Source organism: Bacteroidales bacterium (genome assembly GCA_021157585.1).
In the GTDB taxonomy this organism is placed as follows: Bacteria; Bacteroidota; Bacteroidia; order Bacteroidales; family UBA12170; genus UBA12170.
In genome coordinates this window covers 1-21,062 of the sequence record JAGGWH010000139.1, presented here as the reverse complement: position 1 = coordinate 21,062, position 21,062 = coordinate 1, and the positions used below count along the sequence as shown (strand labels likewise).

Genomic DNA, 21,062 nt, shown 5'->3' with positions numbered 1-21,062 from the left:
TTTTGACCATATTTATAAATCCTCTTTCACTTTTTCAAGTAATTCAATACCATCCATTGTCATTTGCTTATCAACAGCCTTGCACATATCGTAAATGGTTAGTAAAGCAATGTTAACAGCCGTTAGTGCTTCCATTTCAATACCGGTTTTTCCAATGCATTTTGCAAAACTTTCTACTCTAACACCATCTTTAAGGATTTCGGTTTTAACATCTATTTTTGTAATCATTAAAGGATGACAGAGAGGAATAAGTTCGTTGGTTTTTTTACCACCTTGAATACCTGCAATTTCAGCTACGGTTAATACATCTCCTTTTTTTAATCCGTTTTCTGCAATTAAAGCTAAGGTTTCTTTTTGTAAACGAATAAAGCCTTGAGCGCGTGCTGTTCTGCTCTGGTCGGGTTTGTTGGCTACATCCACCATATTGGCTTTACCTTCTTTATTGATATGCGATAGTTCCATAAATGTAATTTTAAATCCTAAGTTCTAATTAACCTCCAATATTACTAAAATGGTTAATATGATTAGTCGTTCCGCTTTTGGGTTTATTTTTTAAACTTTCGTCTATAGATTTTTCTATACCTAGTTCTCTGACATTATAAGCTAAATTGGAGAAAAGACAGGGCATTACATTTCCGTTAGCTGTTAATCTTAAGCGGTTACAGTTTTTGCAATCGCCACCTTCGCCACCTTCTACTATTGAAAATTCGCCTGTTTCCAAATTCATTTCGTGTATATACCGGATTTCTAATCCCTTAGCTTTACAATATTCAGTAACGTCTACGGCATCGGGTTCATAGCGCGATTTTTTTATAACGCAATTTATCTTGATGGGAAATAATTCAGCTTTTTTAGCTGCTTCAATACCGGCAAAAACATCATCAATATTTCCCAATCGTGTAATTTCCCTATAACGTTGCGGATTCATAGTGTCTAAACTAATATTTACTCGCATCAAGCCTGCGGCTTTTAATTGTTCAGCATATTTTGGAAGAAGTATTCCGTTGGTAGTCATTCCAAAATCTTTAATGCCTTTAATTTCTCCGATACTTTTAATTAGTTTAATAATATCGTGTCTTACAAGTGGTTCTCCTCCCGTAATTCTAACTTTATCAACACCATCAGCAACGGCTTTTTTTGTAAAGTCTACAATCTCCTCGAAGCTTAAAATATCTTTATGCGATATTAAATCTACGCCTTCGGCCGGCATGCAATATACGCAACGTAAATTACAACGGTCGGTAACAGAAATGCGTAAGTAGTTAATTTTTCTATTAAATCTGTCGTACATCAACTATAAGTCCTTTTTTTAGTGTTGTTTCGCCTATGTTTATATAAATCATTCCATCGGCTTTAACATAGGAATGGATATGAGCGGAACCATTATAATCTACCGGTATTACTTCGCTATTTTCGTTAAAATAAACCGGAATATAAGATTTTCTCTTAGCTTTTTTACGGGTATATTCAACACCCATAGGCATTTTTAATGATAGAGGTTTAAAATCGTATCCCATCAAATTATAAATTAATGGTTTTACCAATAATTCAAATTGTACAAAGGAAGAGACAGGATTTCCGGGAAGTCCAAAAAAGAACTGACCTTCTTTTTTTCCAAAAACAGTTGGTCGGCCGGGTTGCACAGCCAAACTTTTAAATAGTATTTTGATACCTTTTTCTTCGAGAATTGCAGGGACAAAATCAAATTCGCCCATAGAAACGCCACCTGAGAGTAAAACAATATCGCTACTGTCAAGAGCTTCTTCTAACATTTTTCGGGTAGATTCCGGACTATCTTTAGCAATACCAATATAACGTCCTTCCAAACCTAATTGTTTAAGTTGAGCCATCAGCTGTGCTGCATTGCTATTCCTTATTTGCGAAGTTTGTGGGATAATATGTGGTTCAACTAACTCATCACCGGTTGAAATAACAGCTACCTTTGGTTGACGATAAACGTGGATAAATACCTTTCCAACAGAAGCTAAAACAGGAATTTGTTGTGCTTTAATTAATGTTCCATCTTCAAGTACTAAATCAGCTTTTCTTATGTCTTCACCAATAGCACAAATATTCGAGTTTGTTTTACTATGAACGAACCTTATTTTTTTATTTATTGTTTCGGTATGTTCAACCATAATAATAGTGTCGGCACCTTCAGGAACTTCCGCTCCTGTCATAATTTGAGAGCATTGATTTGATCCAATACTTTTGGTGGGAGCTATTCCGGCAGGAATAATTTCGAGAAGCTCCAAATCGTTTCCTAAGTCTTGCTTACGACAAGCGTAGCCATCTACAGCCGATTTATTAAAAGGTGGCATATCCATATCTGAATATACATTTTCGGCTAAAATTCTGCCTAAACTATTTTGATATGGAATTAATTCTGTTCCCAGTTTAAAAACAGATTGTTTTAAAATTTTAAATGCTTCTTCTTGTTTAATCATGTTGAAAATTTGAAGCACAAAAGTAGCAATATTACAAGTATCATAAAAGCAATTTACTAATCAATATGTTTTTTTTAACATATCGCTTTTTTGAAGTCTTTTTAATGGTGTTAGCAAAGTATTTTGTATTCGATAAATTGTTTCAAACCAATTATTGTAGCATTATTTTTCTTATTTTTGAAGATTAAAGCAGTATAATATTTAAAAGATTTTCATGGAAAATTTTATCGTTTCGGCACGAAAATACAGACCGGCAACTTTTGATACGGTTGTAGGTCAAAAAGCGATCACAAATACATTAAAGAATGCCATTAAAAATCATTATTTAGCTCAGGCATATTTGTTTACAGGTCCGCGTGGAGTTGGTAAAACTACTTCGGCACGTATATTTGCTAAAACAATTAATTGTCTGAATCTCGATTTAGAAAATAACCCTGATGTAATTGAGCCTTGTAATGAGTGTGAATCTTGTCTTTCTTTTAATCAGAATGCTTCGTTTAATATAATGGAGCTTGACGCTGCCTCGAATAATTCTGTTGATGATATTCGTCGTTTGGTAGAACAAGTTCGTATTCCGCCTCAGGTAGGTAAATACAAGGTATATATTATTGATGAGGTGCATATGCTTTCGCAAGCGGCTTTTAATGCATTTCTTAAAACATTAGAAGAGCCACCTCCTTATGTTAAATTTATTTTGGCAACGACCGAAAAGCATAAGATTATACCTACAATTTTATCGCGTTGTCAGGTCTTTGATTTTAAGCGTATAAATGTTGTTGATATTGCCAAATATTTGGCCTTTGTTGCCGAGAAAGAGAATGTGCAAGCCGATGAAGAAGCTTTGCACCTGATAGCTCAAAAGGCTGATGGTGCCATGCGCGATGCATTGTCTATTTTCGATCAATTAGTGAGTTTTACATCAGGAAATGTGACTTACCAAAAGGTAGTAGAGAATCTTCATGTTTTAGATTATGATTATTTCTTTAAAATTTCTGACCAGTTTTTAAGTGGAGATATAAGCTCTGTTTTAGTTATTTTCAATGATATTATTGAGCGTGGATTTGATGGTCAGCATTTCTTAATAGGATTAGGCGAACATCTGCGCAATCTGTTGGTAAGCAGAGATGCGAAAACTATTGATTTGCTCGAAACATCGGCATCTATTAGGAAAAGATATTACAATAATTCAAATAAATTTTCTTCAGCCTTTTTGCTTAAAGCTTTAGATTTGAATACTCAATGCGATGTAAATTATAAGGCAAGTAATAATAAACGATTGTTAATTGAGCTTACCTTAATGCAAATGGTAGCTTTGGGAAGTGGTATATCAGAGTCAGTTTCTAAAGAACAAATCCCTGCATTACCCGTACAGAAGAAAGCGAAAGAAAGAATAGCATCGCCACCATCTATTGAAGAAAAAAAACCATATGTAGCCCCCGTTATAGAGAAAAAGGCTAAAGAGGATACTGTGGTTAGTACAAAAATATCTGAGCCCGAAATAAAAGAACAGGCTGTTCCTTCTCAAACAAAAGTTGAAGAATCAACTACTTCCGTAAAGCGTATGCCAAAAGGAATTGGCTTGGGAGTTTCAATAAAAGCTGAAGAGAATTCTAAACTGGAAGATGTTAATCCTGATGCGTATATGATTGGTAAGGAAGATATTGCCGATGAATTTACTCAGGATGATTTAGATAAGGTATTCAATATTTTTTTAGACCGCATTAAACATAATCAGGGTTTATATGCTACATTAAAAACAAATAAAGCGGTACTTAGAGACGGTTTTATAATTGAATTACGAGTTCATAACGATGCTCAAAAAAGTGTTTTAGATGAGAAAAAGTTTGAATTGATGAAACTGCTTAGAGTTCGTTTAAATAATTATAAATTAAAGTCTGATATTAAAATTATTGAAAACGGAAATAGTGTGAGAATAATTCAGCCTGCCGAAAGATATAAGGCTATGGTGGAGAAAAATCCTAACTTGAAAAAATTAAAAGATAATTTGAATTTAGAACTGGAATTCTAAGTGATACCAATTTAAATTAATCAATAATGAACATAAAAGTTTTGTTGAAGACTCTCGGTCCGGGATTGTTGTATGCCGGAGCTGCTGTGGGAGTTTCTCATTTGGTGCAATCTACAAGAGCAGGAGCCAGTTATGGTTTTGAATTGATTTGGGTGGTAATTGCTGCTAATGTTATAAAGTATCCGTTTTTCGAATTTGCTCCTCGCTATGCAACTGCAACAGGGAAATCCTTAGTGCACGGCTATTATAAAACAGGTAAATGGGCTCTTGGAATATTTGCTCTGTTAACCGTAAGCACTATGTTTGCATTGCAGGCAGCCGTTACCGTAGTTACAGCGGCTTTGTTGGGGAATATTTTTGGTATTACACTTAGTGCTAATAGCTTAACTGCTATAATACTATTTTTTACCATGTTTGTTTTATTAAGCGGAAAATTTTCAGCTCTCGATAAAATAATCAAGATAATTATTATAACTCTTACCGTTTCTACTTTAATAGCAGTAATAGCCGCATTTGATCTTAAAACTGTTGATGCCCCAAGTTTTGATTGGAGTAATGCAACAGATTTAGCTTTTTTAATTGCTTTAGTGGGTTGGATGCCGGGACCCATTGATATTTCAACTTGGCATTCAAGCTGGACAGTTGCTAAGTTTGAACTTAGCGGACATAAACCCACTTTAAAAGAGTCTTTGTTTGATTTTAATTTTGGCTATATAGGTACTGCTTTTCTTGCTATGGGATTTGTATCTTTAGGCGCTTTTGTTATGTATGGTTCGGGAAAAGAGCTTTCGGCTAATGGTGTAGAATTTGCCGGACAGCTTATCAATATGTATACAACATCTTTGGGTAATTGGGCATATTGGCTTATTGCTATTGCAGCTTTAACAACTATGTTTTCTACAACGGTTACTGTTCTTGATGCTTATCCAAGAGTGATGCAGCCTACAACAGAATTGTTGTTTCCTGCTCTGAAAATGAAAAACAAAAAGAGTATGCTTCCTTATACGACTTGGATGTTGATTACTATTTTTGGAACATTGGCATTGCTGATTTATTTTGGTCAATCTATGCGTTTTATTATAGATATGGCGACCACTATTTCTTTTGTTGCAGCACCGGTTTTAGCAATTTTAAATTATAAAGCTGTTACCCATTCGCATTTTCCGGAAGATTTAAAACCTAAAAAATGGTTATTGGTTTATGCGTGGATAGGAATGGTTTTTCTGAGTTTGTTTAGCGTGTTTTATTTGGTTTGGCGTTTTATGTTATAGCTGTTAAAATATTTGAAAATATAGCTATTTTTTGGTATTTTAAATATGTATTTGTATTAGATATGAATTTTAGTTTAGTTTTGCATTATGGAAACATTTCTTGCTATTTTAGTCCCCATCATTAAACAGTCGATTATGATTACCAGCTTTGTTCTGGTAATGATGCTGATAATCGAATTTTTAAATGTTAAATCACGTGGTAACTGGGCTAAGCACTTAAAAGATTCACCTTTTTTACAATTAGTATTTGCTGCTTTTATGGGAGTAATTCCCGGATGTTTAGGAGCTTATACCGTTGTTTCTTTATATGCTCACGGAATTGTGAAATTTGCTGCTCTCGTAACCGTAATGATTGCCACATCAGGAGATGAAGCCTTTGTTATGTTCTCTATTATTCCGGAAGCTGCTCTTTGGCTTAATGGGATTATTTTTATAATTGCAATATTGGTTGGATGGCTTTTAACGGTTTTTGGTAAGCGATTTGATTTCTTTTGTGTGCCTCCCGGACATTTGGTTATTCACGAACACGAAGTAGATTCTGCAGTTCTAAAACCAAGAAGTATACTGGAAAATATACGAAATATTACTTTTACACGAGCATTATTGATTGGCGGAATAATATTATTCCTTTTTGCTTTACTGTCGGGTGTAATGGGTCATGAACAAGTTAGTTTTAGTATAGTTGATGGACAAATTCATAAAGACATTGCAGATACGGCACATCATCATTTTAATTGGATAAAAGCTACTTTTATACTTATTTCTGTTAGTGCTTTGGCTATATTTTTATTGTCGAGCGACCACTTTTTAGAAGATCATCTCTGGGGACATGTAATTAAAAAGCACTTTTTGAAAGTATTGTTGTGGACATTTTCCGCTCTATTGCTTGTAGGCATGCTCGATCAGTTTTACGATGTAAAAGATTGGATAACAGATAATTTGTGGTTGATATTGATATTAGCTGTAGTTATCGGCATAATTCCTGAATCCGGACCTCATTTTATATTTATTATCCTCTTTTTTCAAGGGATGATTCCCTTTAGCATATTACTTGCTAGTTCTATTGTTCAGGATGGACATGGAGCATTACCCTTGCTTGCCGAATCACGTAAAAGTTTTTTGGTCATGAAGGCTATTAATGTAGCAGTGGGTTTAATTGCCGGTGGATTAGGATTATTGATTGGTTTCTAGACCAAGCAATTATAATATTCTTAGTTTTTTTTACCGGAAATTAAAAAAACGTTTTGGTCGTATTAAAATGTTTGTATCTTTGCAGCGCTTAAAAACAATTGCGGATGTGGCGTAATTGGTAGCCGCGCTAGACTTAGGATCTAGTGCCGAGAGGCGTGGGGGTTCGAGTCCCTTCATCCGCACTAAACCGTTGAAATTTTTCAACGGTTTTTTTTGTTTTAAGTGTGCCATAACGAAATTTTGGATCAAGACCAAAACCTGTGGGTTAGGCACTGATTCATTTTGTTTCTATGGATATTCAGTTTTTTATAAGCCTGAAAGACTGGTATATATAAATTTTTCTTGACAACAAAGCAGGAGTGTTGCTTTTACATCCCATAATTTCCAAATAGGCTAACATAAAAGGAATAGAGTACTTACAATATTTGATCCTAATATTAAAATAGATCACGAAAATTGTAGAGTATGTTTTCGTCTCTTATTTGGAAATATTTATTTTATTTAGAACCGTAATTTATTCGGATTCTAAGCCGAATTCTCCTTAAATTTGCTCTGTTTTTTAAGTGTAAAGAAGTGCTGCAGAAAGTACAAAAGTATGCTTATAGCTGACGAATAAACGATAAAAAACCAAAATAAAATACAAAAACTAAAAGTTTATAATAAAACAAATTATGGTACAAGAAAAATCAAAAATAATCTGGACGAAAATAGACGAAGCTCCTGCTTTGGCTACCTATTCTTTATTACCTATTGTAAATGCGTTTACAAATGCAGCAGGTATTGTTGTTGAAACAAAAGATATCTCACTATCATCAAGAATAATCTCGACTTTTCCCGAATATTTAACCGAAGAACAACAGCGAGTAGATGAATTAGCTTATTTGGGTGAATTAGTAGAAAGAAAAGAGGCTAATATTATTAAGCTACCAAATATCAGTGCATCAATTCCTCAGCTTAAAGCTGCTATTAAAGAATTGCAAGATAAAGGATATAAACTTCCTGATTATCCTGAATATCCCGAAACAGAGGAAGATAAACTTTTGAATGCCAAATATGCAAAATGTTTGGGTTCTGCTGTAAATCCTGTTTTACGTCAAGGTAATTCTGATCGTAGAGTTGCACCTTCAGTAAAGGCAAATGCAAAGAGAAATCCTAAGAAGTTGGGGGCTTGGTCTTCCGATTCTAAAACTCATGTTGCACATATGAATGATGGTGATTTTTATGGAAATGAAAAATCCATTGTAATAGAAAAAGAACAAGATGTTAGATTTGAATTTATCGATAAGTCTAAAAATAAAACTGTTCTTAAAGAAAAACTTCATGTTTTAAAAGATGAGGTTCTCGATGCAACATATATGAGTGTTAAAGCTTTACGTAAATTTATTGCTGAAGAAATTGAAGATGCTAAGAAAAATGATACTTTATTCTCAGTACATTTAAAAGCAACAATGATGAAAGTTTCTGACCCAATTATTTTCGGGCATTTTGTTGCTGTTTTCTTTAAGGATGTTTTTGAGAAACACGCAGATTTATTTAAGAAATTAGACATTAATCCTGATCTTGGTTTAGGAGATTTATATAAAAGAATAGAAAGCTTACCCGCTGATAAAAAAGCTGAAATTGAAGCCGATATACAAGCTGTTTATAAGTCAAGACCTGCAATTGCAATGGTCGATTCTGATAAAGGAATTACTAATCTTCATGCAAGTAATGATATTATTATTGATGCTTCAATGCCAAATGTAGTACGTGATTCCGGTGGTATGTGGAATGCCAAAGGAGAACTTCAAGATACCAAAGCGGTTATTCCTGATAGATGTTATTCTGAGTGGTATCAAGAAGCAATTGACTTTTGCAAAAAGAACGGTGCTTTCGATCCTGCAACAATGGGAAATGTTTCTAATGTTGGACTAATGGCTCAAAAAGCCGAAGAATACGGCTCTCACGATAAAACATTCAAATCTCCTGCTGACGGAACTATTCAGATAGTTGATGAAGATGGTAATGTTTTATTAAGTCATCAAGTTGAAGAGGGAGATATTTATAGAGGATGCCAAGCTAAAGATTTACCTATCAGAGATTGGGTAAAACTTGCTGTTAGCAGAGCCAGAGCAACGGGTTCTCCGGCAATTTTCTGGTTAGATAAAAATAGAGCTCATGATGCAGTAATGATTCAAAAAGTAAATACTTATTTAAAAGATCATGACATTAGTGGCTTGGATATTCAAATAATGTCACCTGTTGACGCTATGAAATATACTCTTCCACGTGTAAAAGCGGGTTTAGATACTATCTCGGTTACAGGAAATGCATTAAGAGATTATTTAACCGACTTATTTCCAATTTTAGAATTAGGAACTTCTGCAAAAATGTTGTCGATAGTTCCTTTGTTAAATGGTGGTGGGTTATTTGAAACCGGTGCCGGAGGATCTGCTCCAAAACACGTTCAACAATTTGTTAAAGAAGGTCATTTAAGATGGGATTCATTAGGTGAGTTTTTAGCATTAACAGTTTCTTTGGAACATCTTGCTAATGTTACCGATAATGAGAGAGCTATGCTTTTATCAAAAACTTTAGATAAAGCAGTTTCTAAATATTTAGAAAATAGAAAATCGCCTTCAAGAAAAGCAGGTGAATTAGATAATCGTGGTACTCATTTCTATCTTGCAATGTATTGGGCCGAAACTTTAGCGGAACAAACAGAAGATGTAGAATTGCAAAGTAAATTTAAAGAAGTAGCTAAACAACTGCAAGATAATGAAACTAAAATATTAGCCGAAATCGCTGCTGCCGAAGGTAAAGCAACTAATATTGGTGGGTATTTTGAGCCTGATGCAGACTTAGTTGCAAAAGCTATGCGACCTAGTACTTCCTTGAATACTATTATCGATAATATTTAATTGGCTTATCTTTTAAAGAAGATATAAATCAAATACGCTTAAAAATCCCTTCAATAATCATTGATTATTGAAGGGATTTTTAGTTTATAGTTAATCAATTAAGTGAATCAGTTCTTATTTTATTGAGAGCTTCGCTTTAAGCGAAACCCTAACTTTAATTCTGTTTAATCTTCAGGAATACCATCAAAACTTTTGTTGTATTGCATCATAGCTCGCATACTCATTCCCATACTGGAGAATCCTCCATCGTGGAAAAGGTTTTGCATAGTTACCTTTCGGGTAAGATCGCTAAATAGGCTAATAGTATAATCGGCACATTCTGAAGCTGTTGCATTGCCGAGAGGCGACATACGTTCCGTAAAATCCATTAAGCCGTCAAATCCTTTAACTCCACTACCTGCAGTAGTTGCAGTAGGCGATTGTGAAATGGTATTGATACGAACTTTTTTCTCTCTGCCGTAAATATATCCAAAGCTACGTGCAATAGATTCCAACAGCGATTTAGCATCAGCCATATCGTTATAACCGTAGAGTGTACGCTGTGCTGCAACATAGGATAATGCTACAATAGACCCCCAATCGTTAATGGCATCTTTCTTTTTACAGATAGAAATCATTTTATGAAAAGAAAGGGCAGAGATGTCAAGGGTCTTCTTATAGAAATCGTAATTCAGCTCATCGTAAGTTAATTTCTTACGTACATTTGGCGACATTCCAATAGAGTGCAGTACAAAATCTATTTTACCATACTTATCCATTGCCGTTTGAATCAGGTTTTCCAGATCTTTTGTACTGGTTGCATCTGCCGGAATAACTTCTGTATTGCATTTTTTTGCCAACTCATCAATTTCTCCAAATCGCATAGAAACGGGAGTATTGGTAAGCAAAAATTCTGCGCCTTCTTCATGAGCTTTTTCAGCTACTTTCCACGCAATAGATTTATCATTTAGGGCTCCAAAGATGATCCCCTTTTTTCCTTTTAATAAATTATAGGCCATAAAGATTTTTTTATTGTCTATTTATTTTTTTAATAAAACACGAGCATTTTCCCTTGCGGATTCGCTTATTTCTGAGCCACTTAGCATTGCTGCTAGCTCTTCAATCCGCTCATCATCAGACATTTTTTTAATTTCTGTGCGAGCAAAAATAGTTTCATTTTTCTTATAAACCAAATAGTGGTTTTGTGCTAATGCCGCAATTTGTGGAAGATGTGTTATGGCGATAACTTGCATAGTTTGTCCCATTTGTTTCATTAAAGATCCCAAACGTTCGGCAATCTCTCCCGAAACACCACTATCAATTTCATCAAAGATAATTCCCGGTAAATTCTTCTTAGTAGCTAAAAGATATTTAATGCCAAGCATTAGACGAGAGAGCTCTCCTCCGGAAGCTGTTTTACTTATTAAATCGGGTTTTAGTCCGGCATTTGCAGAGAAAAGAAAATCTACTTCGTCGCGGCCATGTTCCAAGAATACAGTTTGAGGTTTGAGAACAAAATTGATTTGCGCATCGGGAATTCCCAATTGTATTAATTGTTCTATAAGTTTAATGGCAAGTGGTTTTGATGCTTTTTCGCGAGCAGAGTGTAATTGTTCTGCTAAGTCGCTTAGTTCTTTTTCATCAATCAAAAGCTGCTCTTGTAGTTTCTCTAACTGCTCTTGCAGTTTATCGCTCGAAAAAAGCTGATTAGCTAGAGATTCTTCTTTTTGTGGCAGTTCATCGGCATGATTGAGCTGATGTTTTTTAGTAAGCTTAAATAGTAAAGATAAACGTTCATTTAAAAATTCTTGTCTGTTTGGATCTATTTCAACAGATTCTTCCATTGCAACAGCTTCTCTTGCAATATCGTCGAGTTCGATATATACGGAGTTAAGACGCTCATATAAACTTTCCAATTCTTTTTGGTATTCCTGAACGGGTCTGATTTGCTGAAGCAGCTGATTCATAGCACTAAGCAACCCCTGTTCGTCAGAATTTAAACCTGATGAAGCTTGCAGCCAAGCAGTCTTTATTTCTTCGGCATGATTTAAAACATTTAGCTCACTTTCAATGGCTTCCATTTCACCGACACTTACTTTTGCTGCTTCTAATTCTTCTAATAAAAAACGGATATAGTCATTGTCGGCTTGTGCTTGTGCAATCTGCTTTTTTAGTTTAGAAGCTAAGGCAAGATTCTTTTGAAATTCTTGGTAATGAATAGAATATTTTTCTCTTAATTTTTCATTTCCTGCAAAAGTATCCAGCAAATCGAGCTGATATTCGGGATTGTGAATCAGCAAGGTATTATGTTGTGAGTGAATGTCGATGACCAATTCTCCAAACTGTTTTAACAAATTAAGAGTAACAGGGGTGTCGTTTATAAAAGCACGACTTTTTCCTTGAGGAGTAATTTCTCTTCGTACGCGGGTTGTAGTATCAAAATCAAGGTCGTTTTCTTCAAAAAAGCTTTGTAAATTAAATGCTGAAATATCGAAAGTCCCTTCTATGATACATTTTTGTTTAGAATCGAGTAGGGTAGCTGTATCGGCACGCTTTCCGAGTATCAAACCTAAACCACCGATAATAATGGATTTACCGGCACCTGTCTCTCCGGTAATGGCCGAAAAATGTTTGTGAAAATCGATATTGAGTTTATCGATAAGTACGTAATTGGAGATAGATAGATTCTTAAGCATCTTAAAATGTTTTAGCGCGAAAGGATTTGTTGATAGCGCGATCCGTTAGCAGGGTCTATTTCTTTTAAAATATTTACCACTTCGGTTTTCGTATTTGGAGATCCCTCCGAAAAAACTTTAATAATTTCATTACGTTTGGCTTCTAAAATTAGCTGTATTAAAAATGATCCCGGTTTTTGCTCATTTACTCTTCCTAATAATTTTATACTTTCGGCTATGGAAGTGCGCCCTATATCTGCATTATCGTACATTCTGTCTAAGCCTAAGCGATGATATTTATAAATACTTTCTCTAAGCGGACGATAAATTGGATTGGTTAAATTTTCGCTTAGCCAATATCTATTTTTCTGATTTTCATATGCTTTCCATCCGGGTTCGCTGGTGCTTTGTGCGCTCTGTACAATGGCTTGTGCTCGCTCATAATAAGGTGTTCCGCCAAGCGGACTGAACGAATCGGCATCAAGACCTAAAAAAATATTGATATAATAAGCAATAATTGCAGTCAGGTTGCTATCAAAAGAATTATCGCTAAACTCAAGAGGTTCGTTTTCTACATAAGTAAATTCAATGTCTTTATCTACGTAATTAAATAAAGTGGTATTTAAATTGGTTTTATAAACCGGACGTTTAAGTACTAGATTTAATTTCCCTCTATATTTTTCGGAAGAGAGTTGCTCGGTGATAGTGAGTAAGATGGTGGTTTCAATTCTTTCTTCTAGTTTATATGAATAGGGAGTCCATTTTCTTGCGTTAATAAATTCATATAAAGCAGTTTGCATAGCTTCAAATGCTGTTTGATCTGTGCCTTGCACTTGCCTTGCACTTACTTGAATCTGACAATTAATTTCTTGTCCAATACTCTGAAAAGCAAACAGTTGTATCAGAACGAAGATGCTAAATACTTTTAAACTTTTTTTTATCATATTTACCGATGTTTTATCAAACAAACGATTAGTTATGCGACAAATTATTTCGGCATAAAAATAAGCATAAAAATTTAGCCTGCGTGTTTAAATTATCGGGGAAATACATCTTAATATTTAACAGCCACTACTTCTTTGCGCCCTTGCGTCTTTGCGTGATAATATTTCTCGCGAAGTCGCAAAGCCGCAGAGTTCTGTAATATAAACACACAAGATCTGAGAATTTCTTTGTCTTTCTTGCGATTTAATTAGATACGTTTGATCTGTTTAAATTAGCTTCTGAATAAAATCACAAATATCGCTGGCTACTTCAGCTTTAGATTTTAGGGGGAAATCAATTTTTTGCAGAGATTTATCAATAATAGAAATTTTATTGGTATTGTGCTGAAATCCTGCACCGGCATTTTGTAATGAGTTTAAAATGATGGCATCGCAATTTTTGCTTTTTAATTTCTTTTGTGCATTTTCCAACTCATTAGTTGTTTCCAAAGCAAAACCGATTAAAATTTGATTTTGTTTTTGGTTACCTAATGTTTTTAATATATCGACAGTTGGCTCAAGCTCAATTTGGTTAAATCCATCTTCTTTCTTAATTTTTGAGTTAGGGACTTTCTTAGGTTTAAAGTCGGCAACCGCAGCCGACATAACAGCAATATCCGTTTGTTTAAATAAATTCCGACAAGCCTCAAACATTTGTTGAGCCGATTGTACACCTATGCGTTGAATATTTGAATGCTCGACTTTTTGTGAACTGGGTCCGCTAACAAGAAATACTTCTGCTCCTCGTTTAGCAAATTCGTGAGCTATTGCATAACCCATTCTTCCGCTTGAGTAATTTCCGATAAAGCGAACGGGGTCTATTGCTTCATAAGTTGGTCCGGCAGTAATTAAGACTTTTTTTTCGGCGAAATCAGCTTTTTTCTTAAAATGCTTGATGATAATTTCGAGCATTTTCTCCGGCTCTTCCATTCTGCCTGCACCACATAATCCACTTGCTAGTTCACCTGTTTGGGATTCAATAAAATGATTGCCGTAACTTATAAGTGTTTCAATATTTTTCTTTGTGCTTGGATGAGCAAACATATCCAAATCCATAGCGGGAGCAAAATAAACGGGGCATTTTGCAGAGAGATAAGTTGTTGTTAGAAGATTGTCGGAATGACCGTGAGCCATTTTGCTCAGTGTAGCAGCCGATAGGGGAGCGATAAGCATTAAGTCGGCCCAAAGAGCAAATTCAACATGACTATTCCAACTTCCGTTTTCGGTATTAAAAGGTAAATGATAGGCAGGATTTCCTGAAAGAGTAGCTAATGTTAGTTGACTTACAAAGTTGCGTGATGATTCAGTCATTATTACCTGAACTTCTGCGCCTTCTTTTTTTAATAAGCGAACGAGTATAGGAATTTTATAGGCAGCAATACTAGCTGTGATACCGATTAATATTTTTTTTCCTTTTAACTGCATAGCTTCAAATAAAAAAACTTCTTTACGATTCCATATTTGTACGGAAATAACGTAAAGAAGTTCTTATAAAACAAAAAAATGTTTATTTTAAAGTATTAATATCTTTTGCTGGATTACGATAATAGATATTACCGTCCAAAAATTCCTGTATTGCAATCAATGTTGGTTTTGGAAGTCTTTCGTAAAATCTGGCTAATTCTATTTGCTCTCTGTTCTCAAAAATTTCTTCCAAACTGTCATTGGGAGTTGCAAACTCTTCAATTTTTCTGTTTAGTTCTTCTTTAATATCTTTCCCTATTTGATTTGCGCGTTTTGATAAGATAGATACCGTTTCGTAAATATTTCCTGTGGGGGTATCAAAATCTTTCAGTTTACGTGTTACGGCTTCACTATCCGTTTTAATTTTTTTGTAATCCATCTTATGTTTGTTTAATTTTCTGCAATTGTTTTTTTGATATAAGTAGATGCTACTTCATTCATTTTCTCTGCCTTTTTTAAATATTTGCTTTCAGGAAACTGAGAAATAAAATCAATATAAGCTTCTGATGCCTTAGAAAAGCGTTCTTCTTGCCTGGCTGCAATACTGTTTAAAGCATATTCATAATTCGCTTGAATAAGTAAGAATGAGGCTTCTTCGTGATAAATACTCGATTGGTACTGTTTTATAAATGCTTCTAAAGAAGCAATAGACGCTTTATAATCGCTCATTTTAATATAGAGTTTAGCCATATTAAAAGCTTTTAACTCAAGGCGATTTTCCATTTCTTTTATTAAATCTTTGGCTTGGCTTATCTTTTCGCTATTTGGAAAACGCGAAACAAATAATTTCATTTCTTGAATTGCGTCAACGGTTGTTTTTTGATCTAAGCTAGCACGTGGTGAATCCAGATAGTTGGAATATGCACTCATAAAAAGAGCCTCTTCAGCTTGCTCTGATTTAGGATATGCTTGATAATAACGTTTAAAATAATAGCTGGCAAGAACATAGTCTTTTTGACCATAATGACTCATAGCAGATAAAAATTCTATCTTTTGCGCTTTGTCTGTTCCTCTGTAGATAGGTGAGATTTGATTGAAGAGCTGTAAGGTCTTATTGTATTCTTCGTTTTCAAAAAATTCAAGTGCCATAGCGTATTTCTCTTCATAGTCGTTGCTTTTGAGCAATTTTTGGAATCGCCCACAAGAGCTATTTCCTATGAGAATCAGTATGAAAGCAATTAGAGTTAGTCTATTTTTAAACATTGTGCAAAAGTATATTTTTTCGGTCAATAATAAAATAATTTTTTTCGGCTGATTTTCGCTTGATTTTTTAGGTAAAAAACAGTTAAAATAAGCTTGCTTTTCTTAAGCCGAGGCTAATTTCTGCTAATTTTTAAAACTCACAAAAATAGATAGCTTATTTTATGAAAATTTAACCTAAGAGTTGATATTAATGCATAATAAAGCGTTTCTCTACTCTTTCTCCATCAGAAAATTCTAAATTTAGGATATAGATGCTGCTTTTGAAATTTTGAATGTCAATTTGTAACTCTTTATTTTTTGTTTTTTTGGTATAAATAAGTTGACCTAAAATAGAGTAGATATTTACTCTTATAATATCTATTGGACTACTAATTTGTAGTTGATGATTTTGAACAGGGTTAACAATTCTTAGTTCTGAGAGTATGTTGGAATCCACTCCTGTATTAATTTTTTTTAGGCCAACATTTATAATTTTTGAATCGAAATCGGCAATACTTTGGTTACTAATGGATTTAGATTCGTATCCTTCTGCAGAAAAGTTTAGAGTGTAAGTTCCGGCTTTTATAGGACGATAATAATATCCTTCTAAATTTGAAAAGATAAAGGAATTATCAAAATCGTGACTTTCAATTTCGAGTTTTGCTTGAATTGGATCTCCGGTATCGGAATCGGTAATTCTACCTCTAAAACCGTAAGTTACCTGCTCCATATAGTTTAGCATAGCTTGTCTGTTATAGTCCCAATAGTTTGGTAATTCATTTTCGGGAACCATTTTCTCCGTAGATTGTTCTATGGTAAATTCCCGACAGTGATGAAAATAGTTCATGTAATCTTGTCGCCCACCATTAATAATGTACCATTCGGCTCCATTGGTTATCCCATCATCAAATCCGCTCATATATCCCGAAGGCGAATTTAGTTGAGCTAAATCGGCATATTCGTGAGAAACCATTTGCCACCAATTATCATCGGCATGGAGTTTTGTCCAAGTATCCCAAGGGTAATTAACTACTTCCGATCCGCTATGGGTATTTGCCGACATTACAAAATGCTGCGTTTCGGCAAGAGTCATAAATATTTGTGTTTCTGCTTGCCAGCTTTTTCCATCCGGATGATCGCCATCTTTTGGGTCGGGGAAATTACGATTGATATCAATAGCATTTGCGTTAAATCGTGTTGCTCCGCTTACAGTTGAATTGTCGTTAGTATAAGTTCCGTCAGGATTGGCTAAAGGGTTAATCCATATTTCCACCTCATCAATCAAACGGTTTATTTGATCGTTTGTACCATAATTTATCAATAAATAATCTATAAGTCGAAGCAATATAATTGAAGTTGCCACTTCGTCTCCATGCATTTGACCTGTATAGAGGAATTGAGGTTCAGCCTCCGATAGTGAAATATTATCGGATATTTTAGCAATAAGTAATTCTCTACCATCAACAGATTGTCCAAGACTGAAAACCTGACAAATATCAGGGTAATCAGTAGCAAATTGATACATCATATCAACATAATCATTATAGCTGAGGTATTTATCCCAGGCATAAGTTTGCTTCAACTTTGAGTCGAACATTACTGCTTTAAAATTAGCGTTAGGGTGATCCAAAAGCTGAAAATCGATATTTGTATTTAAGAATTTATTAAAATCATTGCGATTAGCATAAGCATATGCGGTAGATGCTGTAACTCTATCGATAGAAATAATTTTTGATAATTGATTGAGTTGCTCTTTTGATTTAATAGGAAAGCTAAAATAGCACTCTTTGGTAGATTTAAAAGTCTTGTTAAGAATATCCCTTTTTGGATTTTGTGCTTGAGAAAACGAGGATATACTAAAAAATAGTATTGAAATAAATAAAAATCGAACTGCTTTTATCATAGGAGATAATACTTTGTTATTTAACAGGACTTTTAAATTCTTCAATAAATACTTTTATTTTGTTAGAAGTCGGCACATTGGCTTTAACTAAAGGCAGACGTAAATTATTTTTCATTAATCCCATAACACTCAAAGCAACTTTAATGCCGGCAGGGTTTCCATCTTCAAAAACAGCTTCCATAAATTCGAGTAAAGCATTATTTATTCTGTGAGCCTCTTCATAATTTTTATTTAAGCCTGCTTTTACGAGTTTATGAAATTCTTTAGGATAAGCATTAGCAGTAACGCTAATAACTCCTGCACCACCCATAGCAACCATAGAATTTGTTAGAGGATCGTCGCCGGAAATTACAAGGAAATCTTTTGGCTTAGCTTTTAAAATATTCATGATTTGCATCATATCTCCCGAAGCCTCTTTTATTGCAATAATATTATCGAATTCGTGAGCTAATTTAAGAGTAGTCTCTGCACTTATGTTTACACAGGTACGACTGGGTACGTTGTATAAAATAATTGGTAGAGGCGATATGCTGGCCAAAGCTTTATAATGGTAGTAAAGTCCTTTTTGATTTGGTTTGTTGTAATAAGGAGTTACCGATAAAATAGCATCTATGCCTTCAAAATCGAAATGCTTAATTGTTTCTACTAAAGATTGAGTATTATTTCCGCCAATGCCCACTACAATAGGTACTCGTTTATTTACGTTTTCAATAATAAAATTAAGAACAGCTTGTCGTTCATCCTCTGTGAGAGTAGCTGTTTCAGAAGTTGTACCTAAGGCAACAACATAATCTATTCCGCCTTTTATAACGTGTTCAATTAGGTTACCAAGTGAAGTAAAATCGACGGTTCCGTATTTGTGGAAAGGTGTTGTAAGTGCAACTCCAGCTCCATAAAATTTTGAATTTATCATTATAGGTCTTTATTTATTATCTTTAAATAGTGTATTAACTCATTTGTAAAAGCTATCTTGTCGTTTGGATTAGGTGTTTCTATCATCAAATCGGCAAATTGCTTGCTCAGATTACTTGTAGGCATAATTTTTAATCGTGCTTTCGACTGAACAAAAACTGACTGTAAACTGTAATTTTTTGAGAAACTAAGATCAATTAAAATGTCTAATTCTTTGTTTATAAATCGACTTATATTGATATCTTTTTTTGGTTTTCCAAACCAATTACAGTTTTCTTTTCCAAATCCACTCCAGTCAATATTTTTTGTAAATATATCGTTTTCAATCTGCTTATCAAAATATATAAGAGGAGTTACCTCTTTATTATGTTCTTTAAAGAGCTTGAGTACTTTATCCACTTCAAATATTTCTGTTTCGTTTTTAGGATTAGAAAGCAGCCCAATTGTTTTAATAGAATAAAAATTGCTTATCAACACATCTCTTCGATTAGTGCGATACGTTTTCTTTAAACTATATTTTTGTATATAATTTTTTATCAAATTCAATTTTGGCTGTTTTGTCTTTTTATTCCTTAAAGGAAAACAAATTTACATTTTTTTCTTGGGTTTTTACAGCTTATCAGCATTGTAGCCTTTTTTGTTTGAGAAATTAAGGTAGTCGTCTGATTTTGTTTATTTTTACACTCTGATTTATTTATTGCTGAAGGGATTTCTATGATAATTATATTGATTTTGGCAGCAAAATAGGGTTTTCCATTATCCGACAGTTGAAGTATAGAATAAGAAATAGTTAAAGAATAATGAAATCAATATTCGGTTCGCAGCTCAGCTTTACGTAATTTCTTTATCAAAAAAGTATATTTTATGAAAGTATCAAATAATACTAATTCTATTGCAAGTTTAAAATTTTGGATTATTTCGGCCTCATTAATTATTCTTATCGCAGGTTTAAAAAGTGCATCAGATATTGTAACACTCTTTTTATTGGCTATTTTGTTAACGGCTATAAGTTTGGCTCCCTTCGACTGGTTAAAGAAAAAAGGAGCCTCCGATTCTGTGGCAATGTTAACAGTTTTATTCATTCTTTGGATTGTTATAACTGCTTTAGTAGTTTTATTAGGATCGTCATTAACCAATTTTTTGGCCACTTTGCCTACTTATCAAGTTAAGTTAGAAGGGGTTTGGACTTCGTTACAAAAGCTCTTGGTCAATTACGGAATAATGGAAGAGAATTTTGATGCTTTAGAACAGGTTAATCCGGGTCAAGCTCTGACATTGGCAGGAAATGTTTTTTCTGGATTTAGCAGTATGCTTAGTAATTCATTTTTAATTGTTTTGGTTTTTGTGTTTATGCTGATGGAAGTGTCCAGTTTCAAAAATAAACTCGCCATTATCTCGCCTGATTCTTTGGGAAGTGTTAATAAGGTAGTTCATAGCTTAAAAAAGTATTTCGGGATAAAGACTTTAACCAGTCTTGCTACCGGAATTTTGGTGAGTATAGGTTTGGCAATTTTAGGAGTTGATTTCCCTATTTTATGGGGTGCTTTGGCATTTCTTTTGAATTTTATACCAAATATTGGATCTATTATTGCTGCTGTTCCTGCTGTGCTTTTGGCTTTTTTACAGCTTCCTATAGGTTATGGTATTGCAACTATAGTCTTGTTTTTTGCTATTAACTTTTTTATTGGAAGTGTTATTGAACCAAGGTTGATGGGGAAGAGTTTGGGTTTATCACCTTTTGTTGTCTTTATATCTTTAATTATTTGGGGTTGGGTTTTAGGAACAGTAGGTATGCTGATAGCTACCCCTTTAACTATTACTTTAAAAATCATTTTAGACAGTAGAGAAGAGACAAAGAATATAGGTATTTTGCTTGGTGATAGCTCTGCAATAAAAGAACTCAGAAAAAGCAAAGAATAATTTACAGAATGCTTTATTCTTTTGAAAAAATATGTATTTTTGCAGCCGCAACACGATGTTGAATGGACCTGTAGCATAATTGGATAGTGCACCTGACTACGGATCAGGAGGTTGGGGGTTCGAGTCCCTTCAGGTTCACCTGAAAATCAAAGAGTTATAATCTAAAAGATTGTAGCTCTTTTTTTATTTGCATACAATTTGCTTTT

At 34.1% G+C, this 21,062-nt stretch carries 17 protein-coding genes and 2 tRNA genes; 7 read left to right on the top strand and 12 right to left on the bottom strand.

Annotation, left to right across the window (positions count from 1 at the left end; translation table 11 throughout):
- Positions 1-12: 12 nt before the first annotated feature.
- Genes moaC through J7K39_09605 form a run of 3 tightly spaced genes read right to left on the bottom strand, consistent with a single transcriptional unit; the run spans position 13 to position 2,447 of the window.
- Positions 13-462, bottom strand: coding sequence for a cyclic pyranopterin monophosphate synthase MoaC (gene moaC, locus J7K39_09615; protein ID MCD6180145.1), 450 nt, complete (start codon positions 460-462; stop codon positions 13-15).
- A gap of 28 nt (positions 463-490) precedes the next feature.
- A complete protein-coding gene (locus J7K39_09610) occupies positions 491-1,291 on the bottom strand; it encodes a radical SAM protein (protein ID MCD6180144.1) in 801 nt (266 codons plus the stop codon).
- Positions 1,275-2,447, bottom strand: coding sequence for a molybdopterin molybdotransferase MoeA (locus J7K39_09605; protein MCD6180143.1), 1,173 nt, complete (start codon positions 2,445-2,447; stop codon positions 1,275-1,277). Before J7K39_09605 ends, J7K39_09610 begins: the two co-directional genes overlap by 17 nt.
- Positions 2,448-2,661: 214 nt before the next feature.
- On the opposite strand from J7K39_09605, the gene J7K39_09600 reads away from it, so the two are divergent.
- The 5 genes from J7K39_09600 (at position 2,662) to J7K39_09580 (ending at position 9,838) form a co-directional block, all read left to right on the top strand.
- Positions 2,662-4,476 (top strand): DNA polymerase III subunit gamma/tau, encoded by a 1,815-nt coding sequence (locus J7K39_09600; protein ID MCD6180142.1) that lies wholly within the window; start codon positions 2,662-2,664, stop codon positions 4,474-4,476.
- Positions 4,477-4,502: 26 nt separating this feature from the next.
- A complete protein-coding gene (locus J7K39_09595; GenBank protein MCD6180141.1) occupies positions 4,503-5,747 on the top strand; it encodes an Nramp family divalent metal transporter in 1,245 nt (414 codons plus the stop codon).
- 87 nt (positions 5,748-5,834) lie between these two features.
- Positions 5,835-6,938, top strand: a complete 1,104-nt coding sequence (locus J7K39_09590) for an arsenic efflux protein (GenBank protein ID MCD6180140.1) — start codon at positions 5,835-5,837, stop codon at positions 6,936-6,938.
- Positions 6,939-7,038: 100 nt separating this feature from the next.
- Positions 7,039-7,120 (top strand) — tRNA-Leu (locus J7K39_09585).
- Between the two features lie 489 nt (positions 7,121-7,609).
- Complete coding sequence (locus J7K39_09580) at positions 7,610-9,838, top strand: NADP-dependent isocitrate dehydrogenase (GenBank protein ID MCD6180139.1); 2,229 nt, start codon at positions 7,610-7,612, stop codon at positions 9,836-9,838.
- A gap of 164 nt (positions 9,839-10,002) precedes the next feature.
- Here the strand turns inward: J7K39_09580 and J7K39_09575 are convergent, their stop codons facing one another.
- From J7K39_09575 to J7K39_09535, 9 genes are all read right to left on the bottom strand, one after another.
- The gene (locus J7K39_09575; protein MCD6180138.1) at positions 10,003-10,836 is read right to left on the bottom strand and encodes an enoyl-ACP reductase; all 834 of its coding nucleotides are present in this window, start codon (positions 10,834-10,836) and stop codon (positions 10,003-10,005) included.
- A 21-nt stretch (positions 10,837-10,857) separates the two neighbouring features.
- Entirely contained in the window at positions 10,858-12,513 is a 1,656-nt protein-coding gene (gene recN / locus J7K39_09570; GenBank protein ID MCD6180137.1) for a DNA repair protein RecN, read from the bottom strand.
- An 11-nt stretch (positions 12,514-12,524) separates the two neighbouring features.
- Positions 12,525-13,436 (bottom strand): DUF4835 family protein, encoded by a 912-nt coding sequence (locus J7K39_09565; protein ID MCD6180136.1) that lies wholly within the window; start codon positions 13,434-13,436, stop codon positions 12,525-12,527.
- Between the two features lie 267 nt (positions 13,437-13,703).
- Positions 13,704-14,900 (bottom strand): bifunctional phosphopantothenoylcysteine decarboxylase/phosphopantothenate--cysteine ligase CoaBC, encoded by a 1,197-nt coding sequence (gene coaBC, locus J7K39_09560; protein ID MCD6180135.1) that lies wholly within the window; start codon positions 14,898-14,900, stop codon positions 13,704-13,706.
- An 82-nt stretch (positions 14,901-14,982) separates the two neighbouring features.
- On the bottom strand, positions 14,983-15,318 hold the full coding sequence (locus J7K39_09555) for a DNA-directed RNA polymerase subunit omega (protein ID MCD6180134.1): 336 nt from the start codon (positions 15,316-15,318) through the stop codon (positions 14,983-14,985).
- An 11-nt stretch (positions 15,319-15,329) separates the two neighbouring features.
- Entirely contained in the window at positions 15,330-16,142 is an 813-nt protein-coding gene (gene bamD / locus J7K39_09550; GenBank protein MCD6180133.1) for an outer membrane protein assembly factor BamD, read from the bottom strand.
- 187 nt (positions 16,143-16,329) lie between these two features.
- On the bottom strand, positions 16,330-18,024 hold the full coding sequence (locus tag J7K39_09545) for a T9SS type A sorting domain-containing protein (GenBank protein MCD6180132.1): 1,695 nt from the start codon (positions 18,022-18,024) through the stop codon (positions 16,330-16,332).
- Positions 18,025-18,040: 16 nt separating this feature from the next.
- The gene (locus J7K39_09540; GenBank protein MCD6180131.1) at positions 18,041-18,937 is read right to left on the bottom strand and encodes a 4-hydroxy-tetrahydrodipicolinate synthase; all 897 of its coding nucleotides are present in this window, start codon (positions 18,935-18,937) and stop codon (positions 18,041-18,043) included.
- Complete coding sequence (locus J7K39_09535; GenBank protein ID MCD6180130.1) at positions 18,937-19,482, bottom strand: hypothetical protein; 546 nt, start codon at positions 19,480-19,482, stop codon at positions 18,937-18,939. Before J7K39_09535 ends, J7K39_09540 begins: the two co-directional genes overlap by 1 nt.
- A 318-nt stretch (positions 19,483-19,800) precedes the next feature.
- Between J7K39_09535 and J7K39_09530 the strand changes: the two genes are divergently transcribed.
- Entirely contained in the window at positions 19,801-20,856 is a 1,056-nt protein-coding gene (locus tag J7K39_09530) for an AI-2E family transporter (GenBank protein MCD6180129.1), read from the top strand.
- Between the two features lie 64 nt (positions 20,857-20,920).
- Positions 20,921-20,994, top strand: a tRNA-Arg gene (locus tag J7K39_09525).
- Positions 20,995-21,062: the final 68 nt, after the last annotated feature.

Excerpts from the sequence above, each read along its gene's own strand:
- bamD (MCD6180133.1), bottom strand. The coding sequence starts at position 16,142 with ATGTTTAAAAATAGACTAACTCTAATTGCTTTCATACTGATTCTCATA.
- J7K39_09600 (MCD6180142.1), top strand. The coding sequence starts at position 2,662 with ATGGAAAATTTTATCGTTTCGGCACGAAAATACAGACCGGCAACTTTT.
- J7K39_09555 (MCD6180134.1), bottom strand. The coding sequence starts at position 15,318 with ATGGATTACAAAAAAATTAAAACGGATAGTGAAGCCGTAACACGTAAA.
- moaC (MCD6180145.1), bottom strand. The coding sequence starts at position 462 with ATGGAACTATCGCATATCAATAAAGAAGGTAAAGCCAATATGGTGGAT.
- J7K39_09595 (MCD6180141.1), top strand. The coding sequence starts at position 4,503 with ATGAACATAAAAGTTTTGTTGAAGACTCTCGGTCCGGGATTGTTGTAT.
- J7K39_09590 (MCD6180140.1), top strand. The coding sequence starts at position 5,835 with ATGGAAACATTTCTTGCTATTTTAGTCCCCATCATTAAACAGTCGATT.
- J7K39_09565 (MCD6180136.1), bottom strand. The coding sequence starts at position 13,436 with ATGATAAAAAAAAGTTTAAAAGTATTTAGCATCTTCGTTCTGATACAA.
- J7K39_09540 (MCD6180131.1), bottom strand. The coding sequence starts at position 18,937 with ATGATAAATTCAAAATTTTATGGAGCTGGAGTTGCACTTACAACACCT.
- J7K39_09580 (MCD6180139.1), top strand. The coding sequence starts at position 7,610 with ATGGTACAAGAAAAATCAAAAATAATCTGGACGAAAATAGACGAAGCT.
- recN (MCD6180137.1), bottom strand. The coding sequence starts at position 12,513 with ATGCTTAAGAATCTATCTATCTCCAATTACGTACTTATCGATAAACTC.
- J7K39_09530 (MCD6180129.1), top strand. The coding sequence starts at position 19,801 with ATGAAAGTATCAAATAATACTAATTCTATTGCAAGTTTAAAATTTTGG.
- coaBC (MCD6180135.1), bottom strand. The coding sequence starts at position 14,900 with ATGCAGTTAAAAGGAAAAAAAATATTAATCGGTATCACAGCTAGTATT.
- J7K39_09575 (MCD6180138.1), bottom strand. The coding sequence starts at position 10,836 with ATGGCCTATAATTTATTAAAAGGAAAAAAGGGGATCATCTTTGGAGCC.
- J7K39_09545 (MCD6180132.1), bottom strand. The coding sequence starts at position 18,024 with ATGATAAAAGCAGTTCGATTTTTATTTATTTCAATACTATTTTTTAGT.
- J7K39_09610 (MCD6180144.1), bottom strand. The coding sequence starts at position 1,291 with ATGTACGACAGATTTAATAGAAAAATTAACTACTTACGCATTTCTGTT.
- J7K39_09605 (MCD6180143.1), bottom strand. The coding sequence starts at position 2,447 with ATGATTAAACAAGAAGAAGCATTTAAAATTTTAAAACAATCTGTTTTT.